Source organism: Lascolabacillus sp. (genome assembly GCF_028696275.1).
Lineage (GTDB): Bacteria > Bacteroidota > Bacteroidia > Bacteroidales > Dysgonomonadaceae > Proteiniphilum > Proteiniphilum massiliensis.
The window spans coordinates 19,623-32,357 of the sequence record NZ_JAQVHI010000007.1 but is presented as its reverse complement, the minus strand read 5'-3'; the positions used below and the strand labels follow the sequence as shown (position 1 = coordinate 32,357).

Below are 12,735 nucleotides of genomic sequence, written 5' to 3'. Positions count from 1 at the left end.
AATAACATTGTTAATCATTTACATCATGAGACGTCAATTATCGATTATACTAATTGCTATTTCAGGTTTCTACTTTTCTGTCTCTGCACAACAGAAGTATATTGATCTTTTTAATGGTAAGGATCTGAGTGGATGGTATATTTTCCTTAAAGAGAAAGGTGTAAACAACGATCCGAACGGGGTGTTCACTGTTAAAGATGGTAATATTGTAATCTCAGGTGAGGAGTTTGGCTGTATCACAACAGAAGATGAGTTCGAGAACTATAAACTGACAGTTGAATTTAAATGGGGAAAAAGAACCTTCTACCCTCGTGAGGATAGAGCACGTGATAGTGGAATACTTCTTCACTCGGTAGGCGAAGATGGCGCTTCTGACGGTACCTGGATGCACTCTATTGAGTGTCAATTAATAGAGGGAGGTACAGGAGATATAATAGTTGTAGGCGATGGTTCAGAAGATTTTGCTATAACCACCACTGTCAGTGGAAAAACAACGCAAGGTTCTCACTATTTTCAGCCCGATGGTGAACCGCTTACATTTAACGGAGGACGAATAAACTGGTATGGCCGTGATCCTGAATGGAAAGATGTTAAGGGCTTTCGTGGAGCAAATGATCTTGAAAAACCGCTGGGTGAATGGAATCTGATTGAATGTTATGTGAATGGAGATGAGCTGTTGATATATCTTAATGGAAATCTCCTGAATAGGGCATATAATGTAAAACCGAGCAAAGGTAAAATACAAATTCAGTCTGAAGGTGCCGAACTGTTTGTTCGAAAGGTACACCTTACCAGACTGAATTAATAAATACTTATATGACCTTTATTTAATTAAAACCTGTTTAACAGTAGTTGGGGTATCTCTTTTGGTTCTTTTGCCACGGGAACTCCAACTGCTTCAAATGCAGCAATCTTTTCAGCTGCACTGCCTGTACCACTCGAGATTATAGCGCCGGCATGTCCCATCTGCTTTCCCGGAGGTGCCTGTTGTCCCGCAATAAATGCAACTACAGGTTTGGTTACATGGTTCTTTATATATTCTGCGGCCTGCTCTTCAGCATCACCACCGATTTCACCAATCAGAACAATTGAGTCTGTTTCAGGATCTTTCTCAAACATCTCGAGGAGTTCAATGTAATAAAGTCCCACTACCGGGTCACCACCAACACCAACTGCTGTTGATTGTCCTATCCCTTTTTCCGTAAGGTTGTAAACCAGTTCATACGTTAAAGTTCCACTCCTGCTTATTACACCTGTATTTCCCTCTTTAAAAACCAGCGAAGGCATAATTCCAACCAGACTCTTTCCCGGTGACATAAGTCCGGGACAATTAGGACCAATCAAACTGGCTCCTTTACTCTTAATGAAACTGTGTGCTTCAACAACATCAAGTGTTGGCACTCCCTCTGTAATACATACAATTAGCTTTATCCCCGCATCAGCAGCTTCCATCATTGCATCCTTGGCAAACGGAGCTGGCACAAAAATCACCGATGTGTTTGCGCCTGTTTCATTAACAGCATCTCTTACTGTGTTAAAAACCGGAATGTCATCTACAAATTCTCCTCCTTTTCCGGGTGATGTTCCACCAACTACATTGGTTCCATACTCTTTCATTTTTGAAGTGTGAAAACCCCCATCACGACCGGTAATTCCCTGTACTATCAGTTTTGTGTTTTTATCTATCAGAATACTCATAATCTATGTTTTGTCAATATTGATGTTGTTGGGCAAGTTCAACTGCTATTCTGGTTGCTTTACTCATCGTTTTGGCTACATGCAGATCTGTGTCTTTGAGCATAGCGCGACCCTCTTTCTCGTTTGTACCGGTAAGACGAATTACAACCGGGATATCTGTTTTTATCTGTCTGAAAGCCTCCAGAAGTCCTTTAGCCACGTCATCACAACGGGTAATACCACCAAAGATATTAATCAGAACTACTTTCACATTCTTATCGTTAAGCAGTAGTCTCATTGCCTCGATAACTTTGGTTGGACTGGAACTTCCGCCTATATCCAGGAAGTTGGCAGGGTTTCCACCATAAAGTTTAATGATATCCATCGTAGCCATGGCAAGTCCGGCTCCATTTACCATGCAACCAATCTCCCCTCCCAAATTTACATAACTAAATCCCTTGCTTTTAGCAAATAGCTCCTTTTTCTCCTCTTCGGTAGGCTCATTCAAGGCTGCAATCTTTGGATGACGGAACAGTGCATTATCATCGAATGTCATCTTGGCATCAATTGCAATTATCTCTTCTTCCTTAGTGAGAACAAGTGGATTAATCTCAGCCAGCGATGCATCTGTATCAACAAAGAGTTTATACAACCTCTGAATTATAACTGCAGCATTACGTACATGTTTGATATCGTCAAACAGTTTAAAGGCTGCTTCACGTGCAAGATAATCAGGGACGCCAACCAAGGGGTCAATTGCAAATTTATGGATCTTCTCCGGAGTATCTTTAGCTACCTGCTCAATATCCATTCCACCCTCCTTGCTAAGCATCAGGATAGCAGATTTTGAACGTCTGTCAATAACATAGCTTATGTAAAACTCTTTCGCGATGTTGACTGCCTGACCAACAAGTATACGGTCAACCTTAAATCCTTTTATGTCCATCCCCAGAATTGCAGCAGCATGTTTGCGAAGCTCAATTTCGTCACCGGCAAGTTTTACACCACCTGCTTTACCTCTTCCTCCTGTATGAACTTGCGCTTTAACAACCACTTTCTGTGAGTCAATACGCGAATAAGCCTTCACAGCGTCCTCCACCGAACGGCAAACTATACTTTGCTCAACAGGGATTCCGTATGTCGAAAACATCTCTTTTGCTTGGTATTCATGAATTTTCATGGCCCTCAAGTAATATTTTTATATGATAAAGAAATTTTAAAAACTACTATTTTGTAAATCTAAGATAAATGTTTCAAAATGCGATAATCATTTTAAATTTTAACTTAGAAAATCTTCCAAAGGCTTGAAACGTATAAACCCGATGTATTGTTTATTAAATGTTACAAAAAACTGTTGAAGTTTAAAATAGCTGACAGTTTTATTGCTCTTACCTTCTTCTTACCTTCTTCTTACATCGCTCTTATCAACCATATAAAATATTGATGTTTATAAGATTCAAGATTGAACCAGATACGAATAATGTTAAGCTGAGGTGTAACCGATAACTGTCAAATTTAATAAGGATTATCAAATCTCAATATCCTCAATTTCCACAATCTTTTTAGATATTGCATAAATTGTCAGACCGGACTGACTTCTTATTCCTGTTTTTGTAGTAATGTTTTTTCTATGTCTTACAACGGTATGTATACTTATATTGAGCTCATCAGCAATCTCTTTGTTTATTTTTCCGTTCACAATACAGGTGAGAACTTCAATCTCTCTTTTCGTCAGGTTATCGTCATCATCCCTGTTGTTGGTAAGTGATCTGTTTTTATTGTCTATCCGCGAAATCAGGTTGATGATATGTTCAGGCGTATCATATAGTGAAAAAGATGCATCTGTTTCAGTAACAGTTTTTTGCATAAGTCCAAAATCGATACCCAGAATCGAAAGTGAAGGAAACTCCTTTCTTATCTTTTTCACCTCCTTGTCCCTGTTCACAAAATGGAGAGGATTGGCAATAATCTGGTCGATTTTCTCAGTTCTCAGTAAATCCAGCAGTTCATCCAGATTCTCAGCTTTATATATTCGGCAATTGATATCAGACTGATGCAGTATTGAGTATAATCCCTCGAAAATAATTTTCGAACTCTCAACAACAACTATATGAAGAGGTGAACTAAGCATTTTCTTTCTTTTCGATGTTTACACCTGAAGGAATCAGTATTGTTTCCTCAATCAGTGAGTGTACAAACAGATCATACTCAAGTTCATATAGAGCAAAGAACAGTTTCCTGCGCAGATCCAGATCATTATCGATTTTCACATACTTAAGCAGCAGATTCTTAAGGTCATGCAACTTAAGCTCAATGTCAGAATGATGCTCACTATACTCAATAGAAGAATATTGTTCGAAGCTAAAGTCGTCACTACTTTTTTTCAGCAGATTGATAAAATATGGAAAAGCAACATTGTCTTCATAGTCAAGATGTTCAAGCACTTCAGTGAAATATTCATTGAAAAACTTCTCAAGCAGTTTTAACTCCCTCTCGGGATGATTTTTCTGCAACATCTTAATATATGAGTTTATCTGTGGGTACATATCTGAACGATAGTAGTGGTGACTATTTTTCAGAAAATCTATTACCTGCAGCAGATCTTCCTTCGTGTAAGTGTGATTTTTTTTCGTTCCAAAGCCATTATAAAGATTGGCAATATCAACAAAAAGAGTCTCGCTGATTTTATATTGCTTGCAAAGCTGAGAAACAGTAAGATCGCTCACCCTGAAATCTATATTAAAATGTTGCAGCATCAGCAGTAAGCGTGGATTGGCATCTATCTGATCCGCCATTTTCATAGACGGACTCATTTTTGTTGCAGTGAAATGAGGCATGATCTGTTTTATTTTCTTGCAAAAGTAGTAAAAATAGTTGGTTATTTAGAACAATTCCATATAATAAGTTATATAAAGTCACTTATACATCATGTTTTGAAGTTGAATTCAACTACTTGTCATAATAATTCCCTTTTTTTTACTATAATTGCATCTCAATTTCAAACAGATCAAAATGAATAATTTCCAGGATTTACTTATACAGAGACGCAGTATCAGAAAGTATAATGATGAACTGCTTTCACCCGGAGAAACAAAAAAGATTCTGGAGGCAGCACTTCTATCGCCCACTTCTAAGAATAAGCACTCATGGAGTTTTATAGCTGTAGAGGATAAGGAAACAATAGCCAAGTTGGCAGAGTGCAAACCTCAGAGTGCATCTTTTATTACCGAAGCACCCCTGGTAGTAGTAGTTGCAGGCGATCCGCTAATCAGCGATGCATGCATAGAGGATGCCTCAATTGCAGCTATCAACATGCAGCTGCAGGCTGAAGAGCTGAACATCGGCAGCTGCTGGATACAGGTTAGAAATAGGTCATACTCAGATAACATGACATCAGGCGAGTATATAAATGAACTGCTTGATATACCCATGCCTCTAGAGGTAATTTGTATGATTGCTTTTGGTAAAAAAGAGGCAAACAGGAGGCCAGCTGATATAAACAACTTGCGCTGGGAGAAAGTGCATATTGGCAAATACAGGTTAGAGTCAGCCAGTTCAGAACAAGAAGAAAAATAAAAATTAAGATGATAGATATACTAAAAGTACCATCGCCATGCTTTGTAATGGAGGAGGATCTGCTGCGAAAGAACCTGGCATTGATTAAGTCGGTTAGTGACAGAACCGGTGTTGAAATAATTCTTGCTTTTAAAGCCTTCGCAATGTGGAAATCCTTCCCTATATTTCGTGAGTATATTGATCACTCCACAGCTAGTTCCGTTGCCGAAGCCCAGCTCGCTTTTGAAGAGATGGGAAACCCTGCACACACATATGCACCGGCATATACAGATGAGGATTTTCCTCTGTTTATGAAATACAGCAGCCATATTACCTTCAACTCACTTTCACAGTTTGAGCGATTTTATCCACAGGTTTTATCTTCGGGTAAGAATATAAAGTGTGGACTAAGAGTCAATCCGGAGTATTCGGTAGTTGATACAGCTCTGTATAACCCAAGCAGTCCCGGTTCCCGTTTAGGCGTAACATCGTCAAAATTAGGAGATACATTACCCGAAGGGATAACAGGATTACATATGCACAATCTGTGTGAAAATAACTCGTATGATCTTGAGAAAACACTTGAGGTATTGGAGAATAAGTTTGGAAAGTTTTTCGGAAATATTGAGTGGCTGAATCTTGGAGGTGGTCATCTTATGACCCACAAAGATTATGATACTGATCATCTAGTGAATTTGCTTATCAGTTTCAAAAAGAGATACCCAAATCTGGAAATAATTATGGAGCCGGGTAGTGCCTTTGCATGGGAGACAGGAGTATTGGTGGCAACTGTAGCTGATATTGTAGAAAACAATGGTGTTAAAACAGCAATGCTTAATGTCTCGTTTTCATGCCATATGCCCGATACATTGGAGATGCCATACAAGCCAAGAATCAGAGGAGCTTACCAGGAGCCGGTAGAGGGTAAACCAACATACCGTATGGGTGGAAATAGCTGTCTTAGTGGAGATTTTATGGGTGACTGGTCATTCGACAATCCTCTTAAAATTGGAGACAGGATTGTGTTTGAAGATATGATACACTATACCACTGTTAAAACAACTATGTTTAATGGTGTTTCTCATCCATCGATAGGAATATGGACCAGTGAGAATGAATTTAAACTTTATAGGAAGTTTGGCTATGAGGATTATAAAAGCCGTATGAGCTAACATCTTGTAATATAGTTATATGTGAAGTATTTGTTTGCACTTATCATTAAAAATTTCGTAACATCGTTTTAAGTTTTTGTGTTAATGTTAAACTATTTATAAGTTTTCATTGTTTAATTATCAGATTTGTTAATACAATATTGACAAAAATTATTAACTAAAAACTTTACAATATGGGATGGTTATGGTGGATAATTATCGGAGCAATTGCCGGATGGCTTGCAGGTAAATTAATGAGAGGCGGAGGCTTTGGACTCTTGGTCAACATTATTGTAGGTATTGCCGGTGCAATAATCGGCGGGTGGGTTTTCGGCCTTCTCGGTATATCAGCAAGTGGTATTTTAGGAAGTCTTATTACCGCACTGGTTGGGGCAATTTTATTACTTTGGATTATATCACTGTTTAAGCGAACGTAGATATTATTCATCTAAAGGCACTAATAAAGATCGGTACTTCTAGAAAAAGGGGTATCGGTTTTTTTCTATAATCATAAATAAAATGCATAAAAGAGAGATAGGTATATTTTCAGGTTCATTCAATCCAATCCATAACGGACATTTGATGCTTGCAAGCTATCTAAGTGAATTCACCTATCTGGATGAGGTGTGGTTTGTGGTAACCCCTCATAATCCGCTGAAAGATACTAAAACCCTGATTGAAGATGATGTCAGGCTTGAAATGGTCAAGATCGCAGTGGAAGGGTATAAAAAGCTGTCAGTATCAGATGTGGAGTTTAATATGCCGCGACCATCTTTCACGATAGATACCTTAAATAGACTTTCTATAGAAAACCCGGATATAAACTTCACACTGATAATAGGAGCTGACAACTGGTCGATTTTTAACCGTTGGAAAAATGCTAATGAGATTATAAGCAAATATAAAGTACTTATCTATCCAAGAGCAGGCAGCGAGATTATTATTCCTGATTCATACGGACAAAATGTACAGTCAGTTAATGCACCTGTAATAGAGGTTTCCTCTACATTTATACGCAAATGTATCAGTGAAGGGAAAAGTATGCAAGCATTTGTGCCTGAAAAAGTGTATAAGTATATAATTGAGAAACGACTCTATTTGACCTCTGAATCACCCGAGTCATAAAGCATTTTATCGATAATTACAGGCAAAATATCAGTATCTACACCAGCCTCCTGTAATTCGTCAATATCATCCTTAAGCATTTTCAGGAAAGTATCGAAACTGCCAGTCTGCTTATATGATAGGGCATACAGTTTTACTGCATCCCTGTTATTTGAAAGACAAAGTTCAACATGCCCTGCGTTGAGATAGTCATGAGCATTTGGTTTGTTTTCAAGAATCCGCTTGTAGTATCTCTGTGCAATATCAAACTTCCTTGATAGGAATGCACACCATGCGATCGATCTCCATGCACGTGTGTTATTGCTGTTAATAAGCTCCACCTTGAAGTAGTAGTTAAGAGCCTCATCATACTGCTTCAGTTCAAGGTAACAGTGACCAATATTAAGCTGTATATTCAAATCATCAGGTCTGAACTGCTCAAGACGGCGATAATATTCCAAGGCTGTATCAGCCTCCTTCAACACCCTGTAACAGTGGGCTATACGGTTAAGCAGCCATGTGTTGTTGTCCTCAATCAAGTCGGCATGCAGATAAGCATCAAGTGCCCCTCTTATATCTGCCATCATCTGCTTACAGAATCCTATTTTTTGCCACACCTCACTGTTTCCCGGCACTTTCCCTGCCAGCATATTATATGCACCAAGTGCTTCATTGAAGTTGTTTTTCTCAAAGTAATAGAGAGCAATTTTCTCTAGATTTTTAGTTTGCAGTACAATCGGCTGAAATGCCTCTATCTCGTGATAATTGAGCGGGAGACTGAATATGTCAGTGAAGTCGGCTCTACGAGGATGTAGCTTGTAAAAACGATAAAGATCCTGTATATACTGTTTGATTATTGTAGATTCCTTCTGATAAGGATTCAGTGTCATCTCCTCCTCCTGAATCTTTTTCAGTTCATCACCTTCAGAGCCAAGCTGATTAATCATCATACTGCGGTATTGCTCAGGCATCATCATAACACTGAAAGAGAGAGAGTACTTGTCGGAATTACATATTATTGAAGAGCCCAGCATAGTATCGATAAACTGATCACTTTCACCCGATTTGGAGAGCAGTCGCTGGAGACTACTATGTTGGGGATCATATGGCATAAACCAGTTACTCATCTCATTAAAGAATGGATAGTTCTTAAGATTAGAGAAAGTAGAGTGAAATACATCAGCACCCTCAAGCTGCAGATCAGAAAACTCCTTAAGCTTATCTGTCAAGCCACTTTCTTCAAGTATCTTCTGCCATTCAGGATTTTTATCATCAATACCACTTTCTTCCATCCATTCGTCAAGCTTTATCTTCTTGCCAATCATGGGACTCAGTTTCATCATCTCAGGAATTATCTCCTCAGTCAGTCTCTTCGTAATCTTCTCAGTCTCATGAGCCTGAATAAACCCGAGTACAGTAGCCATAAACCGTCGGGTAAACTGTGCATCATCCGACAGTAGTTTCAGTCGGTCACTACATTCCGGATATAGATGCCACCTTGTTCTGTATCGCTGAAAAATTGGAATAATACCGGTTATTGCGCGAGCAGATATTTCAGCTTCATGTCTGCGGCAAACATCAAGCAAAAAAAGTACTTTTGCAGCATCAAAACGCTGCATTATATTAAGTGTAATTGCCGAAATCAACATACACTTATCATTCACAGGTATTGTCTCATTCTCAATAAAACTATGTAGCGATTTTATGAAATCAGCATTAGCTCTTGGAGAAACAAAAATTGAATAAAACAGATCTCTAACACTATTTTCATGAGCAATAGCACACGGTATTTTTCGTAATTCTTTTTCGGGGCCTTCGTCCAGTAGTTCAATAATTGAGGAGATGTCTGTCTGTTTTACAATGGTGTGTATATATTCATCGATTGAGATTGTATTACGAACATTCATTAATCTTTCTCTCTCGAAAAAAAAAGATGAACTATCCCTTACAAGCAGATTCTCGGCAGCATCATCAGTAATAGAGTAAATATCGCGAATAAGCTTATTATAGATTTTATCCTGATCCGGGTCACCCTTACCTTCAACAAGGTAATGGAGCATAAATTTATAATTTGTTTCCAGCTCATCAATTTTTTCGGAAATAGCCCAATTATGTTGCAGTTCAATAAGCTCTTTCACGCTATCAATTGCATGCTTTAATTGTTTCTCTTCTATAAAACTATGAATTTCTCTTACTTTTCTATTTATTTTAGTTGGACTCATAAATTCCTTTATGTTGTTTTTTCTTTTATAATAAGTGTGGATGGCAGAAATTCAATCCAGGGTAATGAGGTGGCAATCAGTTTGTACCACCCATCTATGCCAAAAATACAGAGATCCTGATTTATTATAAAATCGTTATCAATCTTTTTGTTTACGTCCCACAGATACATTCTATCATCAGCTTTTTTTACATAGGTCTGATATATCTTCTGCATCTTGGGATTTGACTCAATAGCTCCAATTGCATCCCAAACCATTATATCAACATTCTCTTTTTGTACAAAACGCATTGTTGTGTAAGGAATTGCCTGAATATCAGTTGTACTTAATATTGGAACAAATATATTTTCAATACGTTTCAGGTTGTTATAAATAAACAAACCTATAGAAATAGAGTTCAAATCAAGCAGTGAAGTGATGTTGTTCATCATTTCAAACTCATTCTCTGTAAACTGCTCCTGTATGTATGCGTCAGAATTGGCAGGGTCGCTCTTTAACCTGTTATATTTCTGAAATATATCAGGAGACAGAATACTCCTGTTAATTCCAGCCACAATGAAATCGCTATTCTGCTCTTTTGAAACATTGATAATTTCTGATACGTAATTATCATATCTTCTGGCAAAATAACGAATAGTGAGTTTGCTCTTATCAATGATGTCTATGAAATCTTCTAATTTATTTTGATTATCATGATTCTCTTTTTCAATCAGATGTAGAAAGGTGGCAGTGGATTTTTCAGATCTTGATCCGGCTAAACTTACTGCCATTCTGCTTAAAACCCGGCCTATCTCAGGATCAGTGAAACAGACAAGAACATTAAGCGGCTTCTTTAAAATATTTTCAACAGATTCCATAAATTATAAAATTTAAATAGCAGAATCAACCTTTAAGCATCTCACTGTCGAGCATAGAGTCTTTATATCCAAGGAAGTACAATATACCATCGATACCCACAGACGATAGTGATTGCCCAGCATTTTGCTTAACCTTTGGCTTAGCATGGAAAGCGATACCCAGACCGGCGATACCAAGCATTGGAAGGTCGTTTGCCCCATCTCCAACTGCTACAGTCTGCCTTATATCAATCTTCTCTACCTGTGCTATAAGCGAAAGAAGCTCAGCCTTCTTTTTTCCGGTTATTATATCGCCCAGATAGTTACCGGTTAGTTTACCATCAACAATCTCCAGCTCATTTGCATACATATAATCAAAACCATACTTGTCCTTAAGGTAGTTACCAAAATAGGTGAAGCCTCCAGATAGAATTGCAGTTTTGAAGCCAACTTTCTGGAGTACCTTCATCAGTCGGCCCAAACCTTCCGTAATTGGCAGATTCTCAGCCACCTCTTTAAGGACAGATGCATCGAGACCTTTCAATAATTTAATCCGCTGTTTGAAGCTCTCCTCAAAATCGATATCGCCATGCATTGCCGACTCTGTAATGGCTTTTACTTTATCCCCAACACCAGCTCTTTCGGCAAGTTCATCAATCACTTCAGTCTGAATAAGTGTAGAGTCCATATCAAAGCATATAAGACGACGCATCCTTCTATACATACTCTCTTCCTGAAATGAGATGTCGAAATTAAGTTTGGATGAGAGCTCAAGGAACGACTGCTGCATTTTATTCCTGTCTGCCAGGCTTCCGCGTACAGATAGTTCAACGCACGACTTAGCAGCTCGCTGTTTTTCATCAAGCGGGATACGACCTGTCAGTCGTATCATATTATCGATATTAAGATTTTGATCTGCAATAATTCTGGAAACGGCTGCAATCTGTTCTGCCGTGAGTATTCTTCCCAGCAGCGTTATGATATACCTGTTCTTGCCCTGCATTGCTACCCAGTTTGAGTACATTTCTGCCGAAATAGGAGTAAATTTGATATTCACATCCATCTCATATGCTTTGAAAAGCAGATCCTTGAGGATTTCACCAGAATTGTTGTGCATCGATTTAAAAAGTATACCTATTGCTACATTTCTGTGGATGTCCGACTGACCAATATCCAGAATAAATGCACCATGCTTTGCCAGAATCTCGGTCAAAGCAGCAGTTAAACCCGGTTTATCCTCTCCATTAATATTGGCTAAAATAATTTCTGAATTTTCCATTTTAATTTTTTATTATGTTGTTACATAATTGGTAAAGATACCTGCATATAGATATCTTCAATATCCTGTTTTTCTATTTTGTTGAAATCCTCCTCTCTCACAGTGATGATCATTCCCGACATATCAAGGGCTCCAGGACTTATCAATAGTTTCTTACTGCCCTCTTCATAATACTGTTTTGGGCGATGAGCTTTTCTTGGGAAAATATGTATTTTGTATCTGTCTCCCTCCATAAAGGTGATAATGTTTAACATCGGCTCCTCTTCTTCAGGCTGAAGAGTGCGGAGATACTGATAAACCTCTTCAAAAAGCTCAGTGCATTCAGAAATAGTTGACCCCTCGATGATAAGGCATGATCTCAATTCATTGTCACCCTGTGTAAGTTCTGCTGTTTTGAGTCCTGCCTGCAGATGAAAATGATCTGGTGCTGAAGCACCGCTTTTCGGACCGTTGTAGAAAACCACATAATCCGGCAACTTTTCAGTCAACGTAAGCATTTCACCTACCTTATGCCTGATGCGCTGAGGAACATGTGAAAATAGCGGAATGGTCAGATGGTTTCTGAGAATTGGGAAAGGGTTACATAAAATTAAATATTTATCTAAAAATATTATACCCTTCTGTTCCGATGGTCGGTTTTGTTCACACAAAAAACAGGGTCTTTCATCGATAAACTTTTTATCTATTTTTGCTCCTGTAGATGTAATTCTTGCAGGGTTGAACTGAACTTTTACAGAGATGTTGTCTCCCCAGTTAAGCTGTTTAACCATCACATCATCAAGTTTAAGAATTGCATCGTTCAATTGAGGCCACTCTTTTTTCTGTAAAGAGAAAAGATTTTCTATATCGTTCTGTAAGCTCATTATAATATTTTTTTGTAGTAACAAAGATAAGGATAATTTTTACTATTT

The 12,735-nt window shown here is 38.2% G+C and carries 13 protein-coding genes; 5 read left to right on the top strand and 8 right to left on the bottom strand.

The features are described 5' to 3' along the window. Positions 1-25: 25 nt before the first annotated feature. A complete protein-coding gene (locus PHO43_RS03370) occupies positions 26-805 on the top strand; it encodes a 3-keto-disaccharide hydrolase (protein ID WP_288011278.1) in 780 nt (259 codons plus the stop codon). Positions 806-831: 26 nt separating this feature from the next. Here the strand turns inward: PHO43_RS03370 and sucD are convergent, their stop codons facing one another. From sucD to PHO43_RS03350, 4 genes are all read right to left on the bottom strand, one after another. Next, positions 832-1,698, bottom strand: a complete 867-nt coding sequence (sucD, locus tag PHO43_RS03365; protein ID WP_045089054.1) for a succinate--CoA ligase subunit alpha — start codon at positions 1,696-1,698, stop codon at positions 832-834. Between the two features lie 13 nt (positions 1,699-1,711). Beyond that, a complete protein-coding gene (sucC, locus tag PHO43_RS03360) occupies positions 1,712-2,857 on the bottom strand; it encodes an ADP-forming succinate--CoA ligase subunit beta (protein ID WP_045089055.1) in 1,146 nt (381 codons plus the stop codon). Positions 2,858-3,205: 348 nt separating this feature from the next. Further along, positions 3,206-3,808, bottom strand: a complete 603-nt coding sequence (locus PHO43_RS03355; RefSeq protein WP_045089056.1) for a helix-turn-helix transcriptional regulator — start codon at positions 3,806-3,808, stop codon at positions 3,206-3,208. Next, on the bottom strand, positions 3,801-4,478 hold the full coding sequence (locus tag PHO43_RS03350; protein WP_288011275.1) for a hemerythrin domain-containing protein: 678 nt from the start codon (positions 4,476-4,478) through the stop codon (positions 3,801-3,803). The genes PHO43_RS03355 and PHO43_RS03350 overlap by 8 nt, the downstream gene beginning before the upstream one ends. Positions 4,479-4,689: 211 nt before the next feature. On the opposite strand from PHO43_RS03350, the gene PHO43_RS03345 reads away from it, so the two are divergent. The 4 genes from PHO43_RS03345 to nadD all read left to right on the top strand — a co-directional run bounded on the left by PHO43_RS03345 (position 4,690) and on the right by nadD (position 7,508). After that, a complete protein-coding gene (locus PHO43_RS03345) occupies positions 4,690-5,253 on the top strand; it encodes a nitroreductase family protein (protein ID WP_288009326.1) in 564 nt (187 codons plus the stop codon). Positions 5,254-5,261: 8 nt separating this feature from the next. Further along, positions 5,262-6,404: a carboxynorspermidine decarboxylase gene (gene nspC / locus PHO43_RS03340; protein ID WP_288009324.1), complete on the top strand. Its 1,143-nt coding sequence runs from the start codon at positions 5,262-5,264 to the stop codon at positions 6,402-6,404. A 173-nt stretch (positions 6,405-6,577) separates the two neighbouring features. Continuing rightward, positions 6,578-6,820, top strand: a complete 243-nt coding sequence (locus PHO43_RS03335) for a GlsB/YeaQ/YmgE family stress response membrane protein (protein WP_045089060.1) — start codon at positions 6,578-6,580, stop codon at positions 6,818-6,820. Positions 6,821-6,902: 82 nt separating this feature from the next. After that, positions 6,903-7,508: a nicotinate (nicotinamide) nucleotide adenylyltransferase gene (gene nadD / locus PHO43_RS03330; RefSeq protein ID WP_045089061.1), complete on the top strand. Its 606-nt coding sequence runs from the start codon at positions 6,903-6,905 to the stop codon at positions 7,506-7,508. On the opposite strand, the gene PHO43_RS03325 is transcribed toward nadD, so the two are convergent. Genes PHO43_RS03325 through PHO43_RS03310 form a run of 4 tightly spaced genes read right to left on the bottom strand, consistent with a single transcriptional unit; the run spans position 7,478 to position 12,687 of the window. Next, positions 7,478-9,709 (bottom strand): tetratricopeptide repeat protein, encoded by a 2,232-nt coding sequence (locus PHO43_RS03325; protein ID WP_288009320.1) that lies wholly within the window; start codon positions 9,707-9,709, stop codon positions 7,478-7,480. The two genes, nadD and PHO43_RS03325, sit on opposite strands and share 31 nt — an antisense overlap. 8 nt (positions 9,710-9,717) lie before the next feature. Then, complete coding sequence (locus tag PHO43_RS03320) at positions 9,718-10,566, bottom strand: hypothetical protein (protein ID WP_053826713.1); 849 nt, start codon at positions 10,564-10,566, stop codon at positions 9,718-9,720. 25 nt (positions 10,567-10,591) lie between these two features. Then, positions 10,592-11,824, bottom strand: coding sequence for a phosphoserine phosphatase SerB (gene serB, locus PHO43_RS03315; protein ID WP_053826712.1), 1,233 nt, complete (start codon positions 11,822-11,824; stop codon positions 10,592-10,594). A gap of 20 nt (positions 11,825-11,844) precedes the next feature. Further along, complete coding sequence (locus PHO43_RS03310; protein ID WP_053826711.1) at positions 11,845-12,687, bottom strand: DUF4922 domain-containing protein; 843 nt, start codon at positions 12,685-12,687, stop codon at positions 11,845-11,847. Positions 12,688-12,735 lie beyond the last annotated feature (48 nt).